This is a genomic window from Protofrankia sp. CiP1_Cm_nod4, from assembly GCF_982290645.1.
The window spans coordinates 41,066-61,062 of record NZ_CEVIVC010000001.1 but is presented as its reverse complement, the minus strand read 5'-3'; the positions used below and the strand labels follow the sequence as shown (position 1 = coordinate 61,062).

General features: G+C 74.0%; 13 protein-coding genes. All 13 read left to right on the top strand.

The window, feature by feature from the left end; genetic code table 11:
- The first annotated feature begins 407 nt into the window (after window positions 1-407).
- A complete protein-coding gene (locus tag AC5LSR_RS00235; RefSeq protein WP_250285223.1) occupies window positions 408-641 on the top strand; it encodes a hypothetical protein in 234 nt (77 codons plus the stop codon).
- A 6-nt stretch (window positions 642-647) separates the two neighbouring features.
- Window positions 648-1,190: a hypothetical protein gene (locus tag AC5LSR_RS00230; protein ID WP_250285222.1), complete on the top strand. Its 543-nt coding sequence runs from the start codon at window positions 648-650 to the stop codon at window positions 1,188-1,190.
- Window positions 1,191-1,330: 140 nt separating this feature from the next.
- A complete protein-coding gene (locus tag AC5LSR_RS00225) occupies window positions 1,331-1,744 on the top strand; it encodes a hypothetical protein (protein ID WP_250285221.1) in 414 nt (137 codons plus the stop codon).
- Between the two features lie 59 nt (window positions 1,745-1,803).
- Window positions 1,804-6,084, top strand: coding sequence for a peptidoglycan-binding protein (locus tag AC5LSR_RS00220; RefSeq protein WP_250291333.1), 4,281 nt, complete (start codon window positions 1,804-1,806; stop codon window positions 6,082-6,084).
- A gap of 26 nt (window positions 6,085-6,110) precedes the next feature.
- Window positions 6,111-6,623 (top strand): hypothetical protein, encoded by a 513-nt coding sequence (locus AC5LSR_RS00215; protein WP_250280527.1) that lies wholly within the window; start codon window positions 6,111-6,113, stop codon window positions 6,621-6,623.
- Entirely contained in the window at window positions 6,620-7,696 is a 1,077-nt protein-coding gene (locus AC5LSR_RS00210; protein ID WP_250280524.1) for a hypothetical protein, read from the top strand. Before AC5LSR_RS00215 ends, AC5LSR_RS00210 begins: the two co-directional genes overlap by 4 nt.
- Before the next feature lie 36 nt (window positions 7,697-7,732).
- Window positions 7,733-8,533, top strand: coding sequence for a phage baseplate assembly protein V (locus AC5LSR_RS00205; protein ID WP_250280523.1), 801 nt, complete (start codon window positions 7,733-7,735; stop codon window positions 8,531-8,533).
- 9 nt (window positions 8,534-8,542) lie between these two features.
- Window positions 8,543-8,875 carry a hypothetical protein gene (locus AC5LSR_RS00200; RefSeq protein ID WP_250280521.1) on the top strand — a complete coding sequence of 111 codons (333 nt, stop codon included), beginning with the start codon at window positions 8,543-8,545 and terminating at the stop codon, window positions 8,873-8,875.
- Between the two features lie 22 nt (window positions 8,876-8,897).
- The gene (locus AC5LSR_RS00195) at window positions 8,898-9,371 is read left to right on the top strand and encodes a GPW/gp25 family protein (RefSeq protein ID WP_250280519.1); all 474 of its coding nucleotides are present in this window, start codon (window positions 8,898-8,900) and stop codon (window positions 9,369-9,371) included.
- Window positions 9,368-10,999 carry a baseplate J/gp47 family protein gene (locus tag AC5LSR_RS00190; RefSeq protein WP_250280516.1) on the top strand — a complete coding sequence of 544 codons (1,632 nt, stop codon included), beginning with the start codon at window positions 9,368-9,370 and terminating at the stop codon, window positions 10,997-10,999. The genes AC5LSR_RS00195 and AC5LSR_RS00190 overlap by 4 nt, the downstream gene beginning before the upstream one ends.
- 3 nt (window positions 11,000-11,002) lie before the next feature.
- Window positions 11,003-16,114, top strand: a complete 5,112-nt coding sequence (locus tag AC5LSR_RS00185) for a hypothetical protein (protein ID WP_250280515.1) — start codon at window positions 11,003-11,005, stop codon at window positions 16,112-16,114.
- A gap of 58 nt (window positions 16,115-16,172) precedes the next feature.
- Entirely contained in the window at window positions 16,173-17,108 is a 936-nt protein-coding gene (locus tag AC5LSR_RS00180; protein ID WP_250280513.1) for a hypothetical protein, read from the top strand.
- Window positions 17,109-17,181: 73 nt separating this feature from the next.
- Window positions 17,182-19,997, top strand: a 2,816-nt coding sequence (locus AC5LSR_RS00175) for a YncE family protein (protein ID WP_493468044.1), incomplete at its 3' end; no start/stop codon positions are given.

Here is a 19,997-nt window from a genome sequence, read left to right as displayed (position 1 = left end):
CTCCACCGGGTCCGTCGGCTCCACCGGGTCCACCGGGTCCGTCGGGTCCGTCGTCCCGCGGCGCCGCCGGCGGGCTCGGCGGCCCTGGCCGGCGGGCGGACGGTCGTACCCAGTGGCTTGCTGACCCCTCCGTCCTGCCTACCGGCCAGGGTGAATGGCCGGACGATGCCGGCGGCCGATCCATGCCGCGATCCATGCCGGGCGTTTCTCGACCCGGGTGGAGCATCGACGGCGCCAGGCAGCGGCGTCCGAACCAGGCGGGCCAACCGGGCCGGCCGAACCAGGCGGATCAGGCGACCGGGTGGGCCGAGGCTCCGGCCGGGCCGGCGGGCTCCGGAACCGGGCCGGTGGGCAGGCCGGGCCCATCGGGCCCATCGAGCCCGCCGATGCCGGCCCCGCACCCGGCGGTGAACGCACCGACGGCGTCGGCCCGGCTGGATCCCGCGCCGGTCATGACGGCGTCGCATCCGGCCCTGGTCGCGTCCGCCGGGCTGCCGGTGATCCCGGTGGCCGGGGCGTCCCTGCGGCGCGGGGCGGAACGCGACGCCACCGGACCGGACCTGCTGGACGACGCGGAGCTGACCCGCCGGATCGCCCGGGTGCTGCAAGACGAGGCCCGCCGGCACGGGATCGAGGTGTGAACCGGTATGAGACCGATGCTGGACGGCCTGGAACTGCCGCACGTGCAGGAGATCGGCACCTACGACCGGCGCGTGCTCGCCGAGCACCAGGCGCCGGGAGGCGACGGCAGCCAGCTGCAGGACCTGGGCCGGCGGCCGACCCGGGTGGCGCTGTGGGGGGTGGCGACCGGTACCGAGGCGGCGGGGTTCATCGACGAGCTGCAGCAGAGGTTCCGCTCGGGCTCGGCGCTCCCTTTCGTCGCCGACATCACCACCGACGCCAGGATCGACAAGGTTGTGATCGACGACCTGCAGCTCCAGGAGCTCGGCGGCCGTCCGGAACGCACGGCCTTCGTCCTGAGCCTGCGCCAGTTCCTCGAGCCCGCCGAGCCCGCCGGCCCGGCGACGGCGGCCCCCGACGTCCTCGGTGACGCCACCGAGCTGATGGACCGGCTGGTGGACGGGCTGGCCCTCGGCCAGGCATTCGTCACCGGCCTGGAGAAGTTCGTCGAAACCCTGTCGCCGTTCGTCGAGCGGATCAGCACGCTCAATGAGCTCCTCACGAGGTGAACTCCCGACCGGAGGTGAGAATCCCGACCGCAGACGAGTTCTCGGCCGCACATGAACCACCGCACATGAACCACCGGACGTGAGAATCCGGACCGAGCACGAGCTCCCGACAGATACGGACTCCCAGCGGAGGCGGCACGGTGGCCACCAACCTGTTTGATGACCTGAAGAAAGCTCTACAGGACCTGAAGGACTTCCTCAACGCGCACAAGGGTCCGGTCCAACAGGCGGTGCACGCGCTGAAGGCGGTCGGCCTGCCGATCGGGGACCTGCTCACCCAGCTGAGCGGCCTGCTGGCCAGACTTCAGACGGAAATCAAGAATCTCGACGTCTCCGGGGTTCCCGGGCTCAGCGACATCTCGGCGTTCACCGGCGGCGTGCGGTCGGTGCTCGACGCGGCGAAGAAGCTGCTGCCCGGCGACGCCGACGCCATCGGCGAAGTGGAGCGGATTGTCGACGTGGTCAGCAGCCTGCCGTCGCTGGACCAGGTGAAGACGGAGATCATCGAGCTGATCGACACCATTACCGGCATCCTCGGCGAAATCAACAGGTGAGCCTGACCGGTATCAACGCGCAACCGGTGTCAACACGCAAACGAGCGGGAGGGATCGCGGTGGCGGTGAAGCCGATGCTCGGCGACCTCGAGCTGCAGCTGGTCGACGAGATCGAGTCCGACCAGGACCGGGTGCTCGAGGATCACCCGGTACCCGGGCTGGAGGGCGATTTCACCGCGGATGCCGGCCGTCGCAACACCACGGTCACGCTCACCGGGGCCATCGCCGGCGAAGAGGCCGCCAAGGATCTCGCGGCGCTGCGCGAGAAGTTCCTGACCGCCAGCCCCGTCCCGTTCGCGGCGGACATCGCCACCGCCACCCGGGTGCAGGACGTCCTGGTCGAGGAGATGGGTGTGCGGGCGCTGGCCGGCAAGCCCGAGCTGTACGAGTACGCCTTCACCCTGCGTGAGTTCGCCCCCGCGCCCGCGGTGCCGACACAGCCGCCGCCGGTGATACCGCCGCCGCCGATCCCGCCACAGGTGGGTGTGCTGGAGGTCGAGGTCGTCGTGGCGGGCCGGCCGGACTTCGACATGAGCGCGGTCACCGTGACCGTCGCCGGCACCCGGGCCGACGGCGGCGCGCTGGACCGCAGCCTCACCACCCGCACCGGCAACGTGTGGACCGAGACCACCTTCCCGCCCGGCACCTACACCGCCCGCGCCACGGTCACCGCCCCGCCGTCCCTGCAGGGCGAGGCCGCCGCGGTCGTCCGGCCGGGCGCGCTGACCCACGTGACGATCGTCCTGCGTCCGGCCCCGCTGCTCGCGGCCACCTTCGTCGTCCACTTCCACTTCGACAACGCGTTCGTCGAGCCGTGCATGCGCACGGTGCTCTCGCAGGTGGTGGCCTACGCCCGGGCACACCCCGACGAGCGGCTGCTCGTCGTCGGCCACACGGACCTCACCGGCCCACCCGGATACAACCAGTCGCTGTCCGAGCGCCGGGCCCGCGCGGTGTTCGCCATGCTGACGGCCGGCAACGACCAGGCGGCGGCCGACGCGGCCCGGCAGGAGTGGAACCAGCTGCGCAAACCGCATCCGGCCGGAACCGTGCGAACCCTCGCCGACGGCTGGGGACGCCGCGAGCAGCAGTGGATCCTCCAGGACCTCGGCCGCTACCAGGGCAACATCGACTACCGGGACGACGCCGGCACCGTGACGCCGCCGCCGGAGAACGCCGAGCTGACCCGGCAGGCGGTACGGCGCTTCCAGTCCGACCGGGGGCTGCCGCAGTCCGGCACGGTGGACGAGGCCACCTGGGCCGCGCTGATCGACGCCTACCTGGCCCGCGACCCGCTGTCGGTGAGCCCGGCCCGGCTGCTGCCGAACGCGTCCACCGGCTGCGACGGCGGCCCGCTGAAATGGCTGGGCTGCGGCGAGAGCGACCCGGTGGACGACACCCCGAAGGCCGAACGGCGCAACCGCCGGGTGGAACTGCTTTTCGTCCGGGCCGACCGTCTGCCCGCCGCCGTGCGCCAGCCGGACACCTTCGACCTTCCCGCGCCGGGGGCGGTGAGCCCGAGATGGTGCCTGAACCCGGCCAGGACGGTCAACCGCACCTGCTTCGTCCGCCCGTACCCCCACCCGCAGAACCCGCGGCCGGGCTCCGGGGACCCGGACCCCGCACCCAAGGAGATCTGCACGGCTCCGGACGCCGAGCGTTTCTCCCGCCGGCCGGCCGAGCCGGGCAACGTCCAGGTGAGCGTCCACATCCACTTCGAGGACGGCACCCCGCTGCCGGACACGCCGTTCGTGCTGATCGCTCCGGACGGAAGAATCATGACCGGTGAGCACCGCGAGCGGACGGACGCTCTGCGCGGTTGGCCGACCGCGCGCCGCACAGGGCCCGATGGCCGCTGCGCGTTCGCCGATCCCGCCGGAATCGGCGTCTACACCCTCGAGGTCCGGGCACCGGTGGTCGTCCGGCGTAAGGGCGAGCCGCTGTCCGCGGCAAAGGGCAACGTCGTCTGCGCCAGGCTGGCGGACCCGGCGTCGGTGCTCGAGGCCGTCGTCACCAGCCGGGCCGCCGCGGCCGTCCGCCCCGGCATCAGCGCACCGGCGGCGGTCGTCGTCCGCAGGCCGGGCTGCAACCCGCGCCGGCAGCGAATCCGGCTCGGCGTCGACACCGCCTTCACCGGCTCCGGGACGTTCACCCGCTCCGGCGACGCCGTCCGCTTCTTCGACGCCGCCGTCGCCGGCACCGAGCTGGCCTTCGACGGCACCGACAACGTCTTCACCGCCGCGCGGCTGCTCGCCGGCGCCGAGGTCTTCGCCGAGGGCAGCCGCGCCAGCACCGCCGTGGACGACGTCGTGCTGCGGCTGGCGCTGACCGTGGACGGCCAGGCCGGGCACACGGCCGAGGCCGCGATGACCGCCGTCGAGCTGACCCTCGACGTCTGCGCGAGCCGGACCGCGGCCGACGCCGATCCGCCGCCGCTGACCGCCGCGGCGAAGCTGAGCCCCGGCCGTTTCCTGCACGTCGCGCTGCCCGATCTCAGCCATGAGCGCGCCATGCTGCTCGTGCGTCCGCCGGTGCCCGCGGGCTTCACCGGCGATCTCGTCCTGACGCCGGTCACCGACGGGGTGCGGGCGTTCACCGAGGAGGTGCCGGCCGCCGGCCAGGTGGCGGTGGCCACCGCGGCCGCACCGCTGGTGCTGGCGGCGGTCACCCCCCCGGCCGGCCGCCGGTTGTTCGCCGAAGGCGTCACCGACAGCCCGCTCGGCGCCGACACCGGCTTCCAGCTGGGGCTGGCCGGCGTGGAGCCGGAGGGGGACCGGGTGACCGCGACCGTCGGCCGGCTCGAGGTGGTCGACACCGCCACCGCGCAGGCGCCGGCGGCCGGGTTCGTCCGGATCGGCCTGTGGGACCATGCCTTCGACGCCGCCGGGCAGGTGGTCAACCAGGCCACCGAGGCCGCCAACTTCGTCGGCTCTGACACCAGGCGTTTCTACTTCCGGCTGCGGGACGCGTCGCGGTCCGGCAAGGGCGCCACGGACATCGAGTGGCGCACCGTGCGGGACAACGGCGACGACTTCTCCTTCCGCTACCCTTCACAACCCGTTATGCCACCCGGCGACCGGGGCCTGACCCTCGTCGAGTCGGCCGCCGGCTCCGGTGTCTTCATCTCCCGGGCCGTGATGCTGGTGACCGACGAGGACGACCAGAACCAGCCCACGCACAGTGGCCTGCCGGCGGGCGTCCCGGCTGCCGGGACGGTACCGGGCCGCGGCCAACGCAACCACCGGCTCCGCCCGGCGGACGTGCGCAGCCAGGTGGTGTGCACCTATCCCCAGCCGGGCGTGCCCGGGGTCAGGGCCGCCCGGACGACGCCGGTCTTCCAGCGGCCCCCCACCGGCGCCGACGAGCGGCGCCGGCTGTCCTTGCAGATCTTCGTGCTTAGGCTCGGTCCGGGCCGCAACGATGGAGTGGTGAAGACCGAACCAGCTGATCCGATCTTCACGAGGGACCTGCGGGTGGTCGAGGAGGCATACGCCCGGCTGGGAATCGAGGTCGAGACCGTCGTCGGACAGGGCGCGGATGCGAAAGACGTCAAACAGGAGAACCGCCTGGTGTCCGACGAGACCGTACGGCTGACCGGGCCGGCGGCGTTCGTGCTGCTGCGCCCGCCCGTGGCCGACGACCCGCGTAACACGGTGGTGCGGTACCGCGGCGGGGCCGCGACGAGGCTGAGAGTGGTGACCGGCCGGGCGCCGGGCGCGGGTGAGGCCGCGCTCGATCTCGCCACCGGCCGGCTGACGCTCCCCTCGCCGCCCGCCCCCGGCGACCGGCTGGTGGCCACCTACGTCAGCGTCGGTCACCGGGTGGTCCTGATCGCACCGCCGCCCGGCGTCGACCCGGCGGCGGTGCGCTACGACCTGGTCGATCCCGCCAAGGACGACGAGGCGACGATCGGCGCGGCCCACCCGCCACTGGCGGACCCGAACGGCCCCGGGCTTGCGGGCACCATCCGGGTGTTCTACACCGGCGGGCTGCCGACCCGGCACAACCTCGGCGAGTCCTGGACGGAGATCAACTATTTGGGCACGAAACCGCAGGTGGCGGCATGCTTCGTTGACGGCCCGAGGATGACGCCGTATGTGCTGGCGCACGAGATAGGTCATGTCCTGACGGACAAATCCGGCGCTGTGCACGGGGGCCACTACGCGCAGCCGGCCGCGCCCGCGGGCAACCAGCTGTTCGTCGCCCAGAACCTGATGAACGGCGCGCCCCTGCCACCCGCGAGCGTCACAGGGACCAAACGGCTGTGGGACGTCCCGGACGCCGACGGTGTCAACCAGTTCACCGCGATCCGTGGCTCGCATCTCCTGCGTGCCTTCTGACCGTGCAGACCCGAGTGGAGATCCGGATGAGCCTCGAGGACGAGGTGCACGAGCTCGTCGAACTCCTCGAGACCGAGGATCTGGTTCCGTTCGCCGCGATGACGGCCTTCGAGCGGTTCGGCGAGGCGGCCAGGAACGAGGTCGTGGCGCGCACGGCGCGGCAGTTCTCCCCGCCGCCGTCCGGACGGCTGCTGGCCCAGCTGCCGCAGATCGTCACCGATGTCTCAAGACCGGCGCTGACCGGTATCTACCTTGCCAACCTGCGCTCACCGGACCCGCTGGCCCGGCTGTCCAGCCTGACCGGCCTGGTGGCCCTGGAGTATCCGCAGGCCACGGACCTGGCGTTGGCCGCGCTGCGCGACGGCACCGACCAGGTCGTCGCGGCCGCCGCGCGGATCCTGCTGCCGGCGGCGGAGCACGACGAGCGGCTGCGGGCGCTGCTGGCCGGCGTGCACGCCGACCACCGCGGCGACCCGGCGTTCCACCTGACGACGACCCTGCTGGCCGCGCACGGCATCGGGCCGGGGGAGGTCGCATGACCGCGCTGCTGCGGCCCGCCTACGTGCTGACCTTCCGCGAGCCGGGCGGTGACACCACGGGCGGCGGCGCGGCAGGCGGGGCGGGCACCGCCGGAGCGGGTGGCGCCGGCACGGTCGTCGACAGCCGGGCCGTGCCCGGTGTCAGCACCGTCAGCGAGCTGCGGGTGGAGCTCGGGATGGCCGGGGCGGCGGACCGGGTCACCCTCACGATGGGCCGGCTCGCCACCTTCCGCCCGCAGCCGGGTCAGCGGCTCGACGTCGCGCTCGGCTACACCGAGGGCGACCAGCCGCGGCAGGTCGTCACCGCGACAATCGTCGACGCCGATCCGGACCTGCGCACCCGCCGGCTGCTCGCGCACGGCGCGGCCGAGGCGTTGCTGCACACCCGGCTGGACCGGACCTTCGAGAGGAGCACCGCCGGCGCGATCGTCACCGAGCTGGCCGCCGCGGCCGGCGTCACGGTGGCGGCCGCCGATGACGGCATCCTGTTCCCCGCCTACGTCGTCGACGCCCGGCGCAGCGCCTACCGGCACATCGGGGAGCTGGCCGAGCTGTGCGGCTTCGACCGGTACGTCGACGAGCAGGGCAGGCTGGTGTTCGCCCGGTTCACCGGCGGGCGGACCGCGCACGTCTTCGAGTACGGCAGGCACATCCTGGCGCTGCGGGCGGACCGGCGGCCATCGCGGGCGACCAGGGTCACGGCGCTGGGGGAGTCGCCCGGTGCCTCCCGCGGCGACGATTCCTGGGCGTGGCTGGCCAAGGATCTCGCCCCGTACACCGGGACGGCCGGTTCGGGCGACGCCGTCCTGCTGCTCGAGCGCAGCGCGCTGCGCACGGCGCGGGCGGCGCAGCAGGCCGCGCAGGCCGCGCTGACGGAGCTCCGCCGGGAGTCGAGCGTGGGCGAGCTGCTGGTGACCGGCGCGCCCCAGGTGCGGCTCGGTGACGCGCTGCGGATCTCGGGGGTGCCGGAGCGCGGGATGGACGGCACGTACCAGGTCCGGTCGGTCACCCACCAGCTGCGTAAGGACAGCGGGTTCACCACCCGGGTCGGGTTCCGGGGGATCGGGACATGACGATGCGGCGAGGACGAGGACGAGGACGATGCGGCGATGAGCATGATCGTCAATACCCTGCAGGAGATCATCCGGCACGAGCTGCGCGGCATCCGGGTGAACGAGGTCGGCTTGGTCGAGGCCGTCCACCCGCACGCCGACACAGCCGACGGCGACAACTACGGCTGCGACGTCCGGCTGCGTGGCGGGCTGCTGCTGCGGCGGGTGCCGATCGCCACGACGCGCATCGGCTCGGCGGCCGTCCCCAACGTGGGCGACCTGGTGCTGCTCGCCTTCGACCGGGGCGACGTCAACGCGCCGATCGTGGTCGGCCGGCTCTACAACGACGTCGACCGTCCGCCGTTGAACAAGCCGAACGAGGTGATTTTCCGGCTGCCGCTGGCCGGAGCCGACGACAGGACGGTCAGGGGCGCCGTCCGCACCACCGACCGCGGCACGCCGGCCCGCGAGCTGATCTTCGAGCTGCCGCCGAAGATCACCGTCCGGGTGACGGACGCCGCCGTGCGGGCCACCGCGGGCAGGACCGAGCTGCGCCTGGACCAGCCGGACGGCGGGTCCGGCACGGTCACCGTCGTCGCCGGCCGAACCAGGATCGTGATGAACCAGGACGGCGACGTCACGGTCGAGGCGGCCCAGGCCATGACGCTTCGCGCGACGGGCTCGCTCACCCTCGAGGGCGCCAGTGTCGCGATCAAGGGCACTGGCGACGTGACCGTCGAGGCCGGGGGGTCGGCGACACTGAAGGCCTCCGGGACGGCCACCGTGCAGGCCGCTGGCGCGACGACCCTGCAGGGCGCGCTCGTCGCCATCAAGGGCGTCACCTCTTTCTCACCGTGAGTGCCGACGATGCCTGGACCTCCCGTCTCCCTCGGCTGCGCCGTGATGCTGACTCCCGGACTGTCGGGACCACCCGACACCGGCACGGTGACGGCCGTCTTCCCGCCCTTCATCACCGCCGGTGGGATGCCGCTGGCCGTCACCGGCTCGCTGTGCCTGATGGTGAACTCCGTCTGGGGCTTCCCGTACCCGCTGGTGATCGGCCCGGTCGCCAGCTCGGGTGTTCGCGTCGGTGGCCGCGGACTGGTCCGGGCCGGCGACCGCATCCCCACCCCACCCGGCGTCCTGCTGATCATCGGGCCGCCCGCGGCGCCCTACGTCATCGACCAGTGGCAACCATGAGCGCGACAGGACGGAGGTCGCGATGACAGACGCCGCCGAACCCCGCTGGGGAAGCGACCTGCGGTTACTCGACGACCTGCGGCTGGCCGACGACCGCGGCAGGGGCAGCGACCTGTTCACCGTGCGCCGCCCGCAGACCGGGCAGGACGACCTCGAGACGCTCTCGGCGCTGGACAACCTGCGGCAGGCGCTGCTGCTGCGCTTCCTCACCGAACAGGGTGAGCTCGCCCTGTTCGGCCACCCCGACTACGGCTCGCGCCTGCACGAGCTGGTCGGGCAGCCCAACACCGAGTCCACCCGCAACCGGGCCAAGATGTTCACCCTGCTGGCGCTGACCGCGGAGCCGCGGGTCGCCCGGGTGCTGTCGGTGGACGTCGCCACGCATCCCCGTCAGCGGTGGCGGATCGACATCACCGCACGCCTGCTGCCCGTGCACGGCGACACCCCGCTGAACCTGGTCTTCCCGTTCTTCCTCGACAGGACGGGGGCGGCATGAACCCGGACAGCGTCTTCCTCGTGGACCGGCCGTTCCAGGACATCGTGGACGACATCCTCACCGCGGTCATCGGCGGGGTCGTCAACGAGGAGATCATTTTCGATCTCAGGCAGGACCGGTACCCGCTCACCCGGCCGGCACTCGACATCCGCGGCATCACCGGAACCGTGCTGGACACCGACGGCGAACCCGGCCGCTACACCTTCCAGAAGCCGGTCGACTTCGTGTACGACCAGCCCGGCAACGTCGTCGTCTGGCAGGACGGCGGACGGCGGCCGGCCGACCTGAGCACCTTCTACGTCGACTACGCGCTGCCCCCGGACGACCGCCCCTCGCCGATCACCGACATCAACGTCGGCAGCGTGACCCGCACGCTGGCCGAGGCCGTCGGCCGGGAGATCGCCACCGTCTACGAGCAGATCAACCTCGCCTACCGGGCCGGTTTCCTCGACACCGCCACCGGTACCGCCCTGGACCTGGTGGTGGCGATCCTCGGAATCGCCCGCAAGCCCAGGCAGCTCGCGGTCGGGCTGGTGACGTTCTTCCGCGCGGCCGGAATCGACGGCAGCATCACGATCCCGGCCGGCACCGTGGTGACCACCGCGGCGGCGAAGGCCCGGTTCGCCACCTCCGAGCAGCGCACACTGCAGCGCGGCCAGGCGCGCATCGACGTCCCGGTGCGCGCGGAGGCGGCCTTTGCCGGGGACGCCGGCACGGTACCCGCCGGGGCCGTCACGGACATGCTTGCCCCGATCGCCGGGATCAGCCGGGTGACCAACATCGACCCGACGATCCTCAGCGCCGAGGGTGAGACCGACGAGCAGCTACGGGCCCGGGCCAAGGCCGTCCTGCGCTCGCTCGGCCAGGCCACCCTGCCGGCCCTGACCCGGGTGATCTCCGAGGGCGGGGGCCGGCCGGTCGAGGTCTGGGAGGGTGAGAACCCCGGCCCCACCAAGGCACCCCTGGGCACGGTGACGATCCTCGTCGAGGCCGAACCCGAGCGGATGCCGTCGCTGCGCGCCGCCGTGCACGAAACCCGGGCGGCCGGCGTGCAGGCGGCCCTGGTCGCCCGCTACGTCTTCTTCACCCCCCGGCTGGCGGTCGTGGTCAGACCGGGCCTGACCGCTCAGGGCCGGGAGAAGATCGTCACCTCGATGATCGCCAGGGTCCAGGCCTACGTCGACACGCTGACCAGCGGCGACCGCGCCGAGGGCAGGCTGCTGCTGGATGCGGCCGCCACTAACCCGGCCGGCGGCCGGGACCCCGACATCGTCTCGGTGCGGGCCGCGGATGTGATCACCTGGCGTCCGGACCTCGGCGGCCCCGGTGCCGAACCGCTCACCGACGCCGTGCTCACGGCGCTCGCCGGTCTGCCCGCCACCGCCGACGAGACGGTCCGGCGCGCGGCCGTCGAGGCCGCCGTCGGCGCCACCGTGCCCGCGCTGCCACCCACCGGCCGGCGCATCCCCGACCACGGCCTGCTGCGGGCCGCCGACGGCAGCCCGGTGACCGACGAACAGATCGACAGCGGCGACTTCGTCGTCGACCCCACCGTCGGTGACGAGTCGTTCTGGGTGGTGCTGGACATGCAGCCGTCCGACGTGGCCGTCCGGACACAGGGGGAGTAGCCGATGCCGACCAAGACCGACCGCATCCTCGGCTACCTGCCCGGCACCTTCCGGGCGGCGGCGTCCCGCTCGGCGCTGCGGGCCGTCGTCGACGCCTTCGGCGGGCAGCTGCAGCTCGGCGAGAACCTGCTCGCCGAGGTGATGCAGGCGCACTGGGCCGCCTTCGCCGACCGCGGCGGCGCCGCCGTGACGGATCTGCGCGCGATCGGCGCGCTCTACGGGCTGGCGCCCCGCCCCGACGAGACGGTCGAGCCGTTCCGCGAACACCTGCTGCGTCACGTGCGCACGCTGCTCGAGGGCACGGTCACCGTGCCCGGGGTGCTGCGGGTGGCGGCCGATGCGCTCGGGCTGACCATCGACACCGCCCCCGGCCGGCTGGACACCTGGTGGCGCCGCCCGGACGACCTGCTGGTGACGGTGGAGGCCGACCCGGCCGACGCCGCCACCGTGCTGCTGGGCGTGCCGAGCCTGACCGTCTCCGGCCGACCGGCCGGCCGGGCCGAGATCCACGGCACCCCCGACCTGCGCGGCGGGGCCGACCTGCGCGAACGGCACCTCCTGTACGTCGCGCTGGACGGCGGCGCCCCCGTCGTGGTGGACGTGGGCCAGGGCGCGGCGGACCCCGCCGCCGTCCCGCTCGGACACGTCGTCACCCGGCTGCGCGCGGAGCTGGGCGACAGCGCCGCCCGCGACGTGGCCGGGCGGGTGGTGCTGAGCAGCCCGACGTCCGGACCCGAGTCGCTGCTGGAGGTGCGCGAAGGACCGGACGACGCGGCAACGGCCGTGCTGGGCCTGCTGCCGCTGAGCTACCGCGGCACGGACGAGACGGCGGCGGCCCTGACCGCCACGGTGGACCATGCCGGCGCCGTCGACCTCACCGACGCCCGCTACCTGCGCCTGCTCGTCGACGGCGTCCATCCGGCCGAGGTGGACTGCGCCGGCGCCGACCCCGCGCACACCGCCCTCGACCACGTCCGCGACGCGATCAACACGGCGCTCGGGCTGGCGGCCGCCACCCACGACGGGCGGCGGATCACCCTCACCTCACCGACCAGGGGCGCGGCCAGCACGATCGAACTGCAGCGGGCGGCCGCCGAGGACGCCGCGCAACGCCTGTTCGGCCTGCCCGCGACCGTCCGGACCGGGCAGGACCCCCGGCCGGCGCAGGTCACCGGCACCGTGGACCTGCGCGCCGGCGCCGACCTCGCCGAGGCGCCCCTGCTGCGGCTGCGGGTCGACGACCTGCCCATGGTGACCGTGAACTGTGCCGGCGCGGTACCGGAGCGTACCCGGCTCGACGAGATCGTCACGGCGGTCAACGCCGCCGTCGGCACCGAGGTCGCCGCCGCCGTCGCCGGCCGGCTCCAGCTCACCTCGCCGGGCACCGGCGAGCTGGCCGAGATCGTCCTCGAGCCGGTCGGCGCCGACGCCGCCCCGACGCTGCTCGGGCTGCCACCGCGGTTCGCCGAAGGCGCCGCCGCGACGGCGGCCCACGTCACCGGCATCGCGGACCTGTCCGCGGGCGTGGCGGTCCTCGACCGCTACCTGTTCGAGCTCGCCGTCGACGGCGGCCGGTTCGTCCAGGTCGACCTGCGCGGCGACGGCGCTCGGCGGCTGTCCCTGGACGACCTGGTCGACCGGATCAACCAGGCGCTGGCCGCGGACGCCGCCACCGCCGCGGGGGCTGCCGGCGGCGCCGGCGGTGCGGGTTCCGCGGGCGGTCGGGACGCCGATGTCGCCACCCATGACGGTGAGCACCTGGTGCTGCGTTCCCGCCGGCCCGGCGGCGGCAGCCGGCTGGCGGTGCGCGGGGTCTCCGTCGAACGCCGACGGCGGTTCGTCACCCGGGCGTTTGTCACCGGCGAGGCGGCTATCACCCTGTTCGGTGTCGAGCGGGCCGACGCCCGCGGCGACGACGCGAGCCGGGCCGCCGTGACCGGCGCCGTCGACCTGCGTCCCGGTGTCGACCTGTCGACAGCCCGCTACCTGCGGATCGCCGTCGACGATTCCCCGCCGGTGGACGTCGACTGCGCCGGATCGCGGCCGCGGGCCACCGTCCTGGACGAGATCGTCGCACGCCTGAACGCGGCCCTGTCCCCGACCGCCGTGTCCCCGACCGCCGTGTCCCCGACGGCCGTGTCGGTGCCGGCTGTGTCGGTGCCGGCTGAGTCGTCGCCCGCCGAGCCGGCGCCGGACCGGCCCCGAGCGGGCCGGCCGCTGATCGGCCAGCCGCCGCCGGTCGCCATGCACGACGGCCACCGGCTGACGTTGCTGTCACCGACGGCCGGTCCGGGCAGCCGGATCGCCTTCGAGGTGCCCCAGGCCCAGGACGCGCGGCGGCTGCTGCTCGGCGAGACCGAGATGTCCGCCCGTGGCCGGGACGCCGGCGGGGTCGCCTTCGTCGGCGTCAGCGACCTGAGCGCCGGGGTGGAGCTGCCGCCGCACGCGGCGCTGCGGATCGGCGTCGACCATGCCGATCCCGTGCAGATCGCGCTCACCGGCGACCAGGGCGGCCGGCGTTCCCTGGGTGCCCTGGCCTCGACGGTGAACGTGGCGCTCGGCGGCAGCGTCGCCTCCCACGACGGGACGCACCTGGCGCTGGTCTCGCCCAGCCGGGGGCCGGGCGCCCGGCTGCGCATCGAAACGCCCGAGGGCGCGGACGTCACCGACGCGACCGCGGCGGTCCTCGGCGTCACGGCGCGCACCTACCACGGCGGCGAGGCCGAGCGGGCCAGGATCACCGGGCGCGCCGACGTCGGCGGGGCGCTGGACCTGCGCCGTGCCCGCTATCTCGTGCTGTCGGTGGACGGCCGGCCGGAGGCGACCGTGGACTGCGCCGCGCAGGCCGCCGACCCCGGACAGGTCGGGGCCGCCGACGTGGTGGCGGCCCTGACCTCCGCCCTGCCGGACCTGGTGGCCTCCGTCGTCGACAACCGGCTGGTGCTGGAATCCGGGCTGGCCGGGACGGCGGGCCGCATCGCCGTCCCGGCATACACCGGCGGTGACGCCCGCGCCCTGCTCTTCGGGCCGGAGGTGCCGGCGCAGACCAGGGGGGCCGCCGCCCAGCCGGCTGTGATCACCGGTACGGTCGACCTGCTGGCGCCGGCCGACCTGGCGCTGCGCTCCAAGCTGCTGCTGCGGGTCGACGGCGGATCGCCGCGGGAGATCGACGTCGCGGGCGCGGCGCCGGCCCAGACCACTCTCGCGGAGGTGGTCGCGGCCATCGACGCGGCGCTGCCGGGGGTGGTGTCGGCAACCGCGGACCAGCGGCTGCGGCTGACCTCGCCGACCACCGGCCCCGGCAGCCGGCTGGAGATCCTCCCGCCGCGCAGCCTGGAGGTCGTCGAATACCCGCCGGTCCAGCGGACGCTGCCGACCAGCTGGCTGCACCACGGTGACCAGGTGACCCTCGACAACGACGGTGCCGGCGACACCTGGCTGACGGTGCGGGTCGAGGCGCCGCACGGCAACGGCGGGCCGGCCCTGATCGAACGTGACTCGGGCCGGATCGTCGCGTTGCTGCGCCCGCTGGCAGCCGGGGAGGCGCTGACCCTGTGGCGGGCGCCGGACGGCTTCGTGCGGGCCCGGGTTGCCGCGCCGGCGGGAGCGGAACCGGTCGCGGTGGCGCCCGGCGAGCTGCGGGCCGGACACCTCGGGGCGTGGGCCCGGGTGCCGAGCCTCGCCGCGCCGTGGACCGGTCCGCGCGGCGTGCCCGCTGGTGGCCTGCAGCTGGACAACCCCTGGGCGCCGGCCGTCGACCAGGTGCTGCCCAAGGTTACCGGGCTGAGCGTGGAGGTGTCCCCGGCTGCCCTGAGTACCAGCGGCTTCGACGCCGACCGTCCGGACGGGGACCCGGTGGAGCTGACCGCTCAGCTGGTGCGGACCGACGATGAGGACGGCTGGGCGCTGGCGGGTGCCGGCGGCCGCCGTCTGGTCGCGGCGCGGCCGGGCGGCGAGGTGTCACTTGCCGAGCACGCGGGGGCGGTGGTCGGGGTGGCCGGTGTCCTCCACCGCGCGGATCCGCCGTTCGTCCTGGTGACCGCCCTGTCCCGGCGGTTCGACGTGACGCTGCGCCCGGACGCCCCCGCCGACGGCGGCACCGCATCCGCCGGCACCGGCACCGCCGACGCCGAGCGCTACCTGGACGTCACCATAGGGGAGCTGGCGGCCGGTTCGGGGTCCTCGTTCGCGTGGCAGGTGACCAACGGCGAGCGGCCCTCGCGGCTCGCCCGCGTCCGCCGGGAGCGCAAGGGCGACGCCCTGCTCCTCGAACGCGGCCGCAGCCGGTGGCAGGTGCTCGAATGCACCGGCAGCCGCCTCGACAGCGCCGTGTTCGCCGGTCCGCGGACCGCCCCGGACGACCTGTCCGCGGACCGCTTCGCCGGTGGGCCGTGCCGCTGGCCGGCCATCTTCGACGTCAGCGGGTATGCGCTGGACGGTGAGCCGGCCCGGGAGACCTTCGCCGCGGGCGGGCCCGCCGGTCCACCATCCGGCTGGATCTTCAGCTGGCCCCGGCACACCCCGGGTGCCTTCGAGGTCAACCTGCCCGCGGATCTCCCGGCCCGGTTCGGCGCCCGGTTCGGCGAGGCCAGGTTCGCCAGCGACCCCGACCGGCCCGAGCTGTACGAGCGCGCCGTCACCGAGCCACCGGGCGACGACGACAACCTCGTCGAGCTCGTCAACGCGCGCTCGGTGCTGCTGCGGGCCGAGACGGTACGGACGGTGCCGATCGGTTTCACCGCCCAGGCCCTGCCGTTTCGCGCCCCGCGCTATCTCAGCGGCGGCTCCGGGCCGGAGCACGCTCGGCTCTACCTGCGCGAGCAGGGAGCGGAGGGCTTCATCCTCCTGCGGGCGCGCGAGAACGGTCCGGCCGGAAACCTGATCAATGTCAGTGCCCGGCCGGCCGGCCCGGCCCGGTTCGACGTGTCGGTGGCCACGGACGGTGCCCGGTTCGAGTCGGCGCGGGCGATCGTCGCCGGGCCGGCCGCGTCGCTCACCGGCCGCGCCACGATCGAGCCGTCCCCGCTCGGCGTCACCGAGGCGAAGGCCGCCGGTGTCCGGGTGGCCGTCACCCGTGATCGCGGCGGGCCCCGGCCCGCGACACCTGAGCTCTGAGCTCTGACCGCCGGCCTGTCGAGCCCCACCCGTCCACCTTCGACCCCCGGAGCAACCCGTGACCGACCAGAACACTCCCTACGTCAGCTACAACCCCGGTGACCTGATCACAGCGGGCGACTCGATACGGCTCCAACTGTTGATCAAGAAGGACATCGGTGATCAGATCAAGGCTGCCATCGATGGCCTGACCAGGGTCGCGCAGGCCCAGGACGCCGAGAAGCTCGCCGGCCTGACCCCGGACGCTCTCGCCGCGCAGGTCCTGGAGTACGTGCAGCGCCAGCTGCCCAAGCGCACCGGCTACCTCAGCGTCCTGCGCCGCCTCGAAGTCGGCAAGGAATCGGTGATCGACCACCGGCTGGGCGCCTGGCCGCTGGTGAGCGTCTTCCAGCTGGACTACTTCCGGGTCGTCGCCTCCGAGGACGGGCACGTCTTCAACCCGTTGGCAACGTTCTACCTGCATCACAGCAGCGAGAGCCGGATCCGCTTCCGGCCGGAGAACACCCCGGCCAGCGATCTGGAGTCGGTGGACGTCGATCCCGTCGCCGGGCATCCGTACCACATTCCGTGGCGTCACATGCTGGAGCTGTACGGTGTCGAGACGCCGGAGGACGCCACGCTCAGCGAGGTGGAGAGCGAGTTCTGGAGCAGGTTCAACGCCGCCCCGAACGACCGGTTCGACGACGACCAGTACTTCCACTCCCCGTGGTTCGACCGTTGCTGCGGCGAGCGCCGGACCGTCCGGCAGCTCTCCCGGGACTGGGACAACATCTACTTCCAGATGCGTCCGCGGCTGACGCTCAACCTCACGGGCACCGGCGAGCAGGAAGGCACCTCGGTCCTGCCCCCGCCCGCGCCGTCGGAGGTCCAGGTGGTCCAGTTCGGCCTGCAGTCGATCGGGCTGACCCTGCTGAAGGCCCCGCAGCTGCCCGCCAGCCCCCCCACGGACTTCCCCACGGAGCACCTGAAGGTCCTCGTCCTGCTGAAGGTCTGACCTGGCGTGCGGTCCGCGCGAGCCGGAAGCCCGAACGAGCCGGATGAGCTGAACGAGCCGAGGGTCTGGGACGATGCGACGGAGTGAGCGTTTCGACGGTGCCGGTGTGCCTTTCGAGGGCGACCGCACCGTGTGGCTGCGGTCGATCCCGGCGGGAGCGCGGATCAGCTCCGCCGTGCTCACGCTCACTCCCGTCGCCGCACCCGGCGCGCCGTTGTTCGAGGAGGTCATCGCGTTCACCGGCGACACCGGGACCTGGGGGGCGACCCGGTCCAGCGGCGGCACGGCCACCCTCCGGTGGGCCGAGCTGGACTTCCACCAGCGGCGCACCCTGACCCGCATCCGCGGCGGCGACCTGACCGGTGCCGAGCTGCAGGTCGACCTCGGCGGCGTCTACATACGGCTGAACGACCGGGGGGCGCCGCTGATCCCGGACGATCACCTCGCCGGGGTGCTCACGCTGGCCGCCGACGGAGCCGTCCCCGGGCTGGCCGCGGCCAGATTCAAGATCACCCGCAAGGGCGGGCCGCTGGCGGTCAGCCTGGTGACCCTGCGATCGACACCGTCCAACCTCGTGGCGCGGGCCGGCTCACAACCGGCGTTGTGGTCCCGTCCCGGCGAGCTGGTCCGCCGCGAGAGCACCCCGGACGTCGCCGCCGCGCTGCAGGCGGCGCTCGCCACCGCCGAGGTCGAGGACGGGTTCTACCGGCTGCCGCTGACGGTCCACTCGGACACCCTCTGCCGGCTGGATCTGGAACTCGCGGTGGAGTTCACCGTGGCTGCCGCGGTTCTTCCCGGCGGCATCACCGAGGCCACCGTCACCTACGGCTACGCGGGCCTGCCGCGGCCCGGTGCGGTGCCGCTGCGCCTGTCGGTTCCGGCCGGCGCCCGGCTGGTACCCGCCCGCGCGCGTTCGACGGCGACCGGCGCCTTCGCCGCCTCCCGGGTCGGCCATGGTCCGACCGGGGCGGTCAGCCCGGCCGGTGTCCTGCCGCTGACCGCGGACGTGTCCCTGGCCTGCCCGGTCGTGGTCGCCGACGATCTGGTGGTCACGGCCGTCGACCTGCTCGTGGCGGCGGGGACGCCGACCGCGACGGTGCTGCTCAACGTTGTCGCCGACACCGACGGCAAACCCTGGAACGAGCCGTTGCTGCCCCGTCCGGTCACGGTGGAACTCGAACGTGGCGTCGCCGAGGAGACGCAGTGGGTCAGCGCCGGGCTGGATGCGGCGTTCACCTTCCACGCCGGGCGCCGGTACTGGCTGACGCTCCAGATCGAGCACGGGGAAGCGGCCTGGGCGGTGTTACCCGCCGCTACCGCCCAGAGCGCCCCGGCCACCCCGGCGAATCCGGCCACCCCGGCCACCCCGGCCACCCCGGCAGGCCCGGCGAGACCGACCGGCCCGGCAGCTCCGTCGGCTTCTGTCGGCTCGGCCACGTCGGCCGGCCCGGCGACCCAGCGCAGCCTGGACGGCGGGCTGTCATGGCGACCGGTGGGCGTCGCCGGTGCCGAGCCCGCTGCCGCGCTGTTCCGGCTGCGCATCGTCCCCGCCCGGTTCACGATGCCGGTGGAGCTTCAGGTAGGGGAAGGCGCGGCGGCCCACCGGGTCGGCCTGCAACGGCTCGCCCCGCTGGGCCGGGTGGAGATCGACCTGAACGCCGAAGAAATCATCGGCGGTGTCAACGCGGCCCTGGCCGCGGCACCGGAAGCCCAGGGCTGCCCGAGCGGTGAGCACGTGCGCAACGGCGGCTTCACCCGCTGGAACCGGACGGCGGACCTGCCGAACGGCTCCCGGGTCGTGGTTGCCGGCTTCCCGGTGCGGCGGATCGCGGTCGCCGCGGGCGGCTGCCGCGCCTTTGCCGCGGGTGGCGCACCGGCCGGGAATCTGGCGGTGCTGAGGATTCTCCCCGAGGTGGCCGTGCTCGACGTCTTCCCCGACCGCATGGAGGCCCGCCGGCAGCGTGATCCTTTCACGCTGCCGGCGGCCGGTTCGCTGGACGGCTTGGCCGCCGACCCCGGCGGGCGCTACGGCTACGTTCTGCTGGACGGCCAGAAGCTGGTGACAGTGGACGTCGAGGGCGACCGGACCACGCCTGTCACGCTGGCCCACGGCGGACTGACGGCGGTGGCTGCCTCCCCGGACGGAACCACTCTCTACCTGGCCGGTACGCGCAGTGCCGACGCTGGTGCCGACGGCGGCGCTGAAGGCGGTGGGGGAGCTGAAGGCGGTGGGGGAGCCGGTGGCGCAGAGGCCGCGGTCGCGCACAGCGTCGTCGCCGTGGCGGCGTCCGATGTCCGCGCCGGCGAGGCCCCGGGCGGGGAGGGCAAGCTGTGGGGCGCCGAGGCGGTGCTGGATGATCCCCCCGTCGATCTGGCGGTCAGCCCCGACGGCTTGACGCTGTGGGTTCTGACCAGCGGGGAGCACGGCTGCGCGCTGGTCGCGATCGACCTGGCGCGGCTGGCTGTCCGCGGCGGGCCGATCCCGCTGGACGACGGGGCGATTCGATGCGCGCTCACCGCGGACGGCAGGACCGCCGCCGTCGTGCACTCCGGGGCCGCGCTGAGCGTCGTCGACCTGACGTCCGCGGTGGTGCGTAACCGGTTGAGCCTGCGCCCGGACAGCGGCCGCGACGGCTCGAGGGCGTCGGGCGTCGCGGTCAGTGGGGACGGACGCCATGCCTTCGTCACCCTGCGCACCGCCGATGCCGTGGCGGTCGTGGACCTGACACGGTCCCGCGTCGTGGACCGGGTGGCGGTCGGTGGCGGGCCCGCGGACTGCGTGATCACCCCGGACGGTGAGCGGCTGTATGTCGCGGACCTGCTGCTGCCCGAAGGTGCGCTGCCCGAAGCTCCAGCCACCGGCCCGCAGACCCCGACGGCCCCGCAGAC

What these genes read in the sequence shown, in the direction of transcription:
- AC5LSR_RS00200 (WP_250280521.1), top strand. Translation starts at nt 8,543, where the DNA reads ATGCCTGGACCTCCCGTCTCCCTCGGCTGCGCCGTGATGCTGACTCCC.
- AC5LSR_RS00205 (WP_250280523.1), top strand. Translation starts at nt 7,733, where the DNA reads ATGAGCATGATCGTCAATACCCTGCAGGAGATCATCCGGCACGAGCTG.
- AC5LSR_RS00185 (WP_250280515.1), top strand. Translation starts at nt 11,003, where the DNA reads ATGCCGACCAAGACCGACCGCATCCTCGGCTACCTGCCCGGCACCTTC.
- AC5LSR_RS00190 (WP_250280516.1), top strand. Translation starts at nt 9,368, where the DNA reads ATGAACCCGGACAGCGTCTTCCTCGTGGACCGGCCGTTCCAGGACATC.
- AC5LSR_RS00195 (WP_250280519.1), top strand. Translation starts at nt 8,898, where the DNA reads ATGACAGACGCCGCCGAACCCCGCTGGGGAAGCGACCTGCGGTTACTC.
- AC5LSR_RS00230 (WP_250285222.1), top strand. Translation starts at nt 648, where the DNA reads ATGAGACCGATGCTGGACGGCCTGGAACTGCCGCACGTGCAGGAGATC.
- AC5LSR_RS00215 (WP_250280527.1), top strand. Translation starts at nt 6,111, where the DNA reads ATGAGCCTCGAGGACGAGGTGCACGAGCTCGTCGAACTCCTCGAGACC.
- AC5LSR_RS00210 (WP_250280524.1), top strand. Translation starts at nt 6,620, where the DNA reads ATGACCGCGCTGCTGCGGCCCGCCTACGTGCTGACCTTCCGCGAGCCG.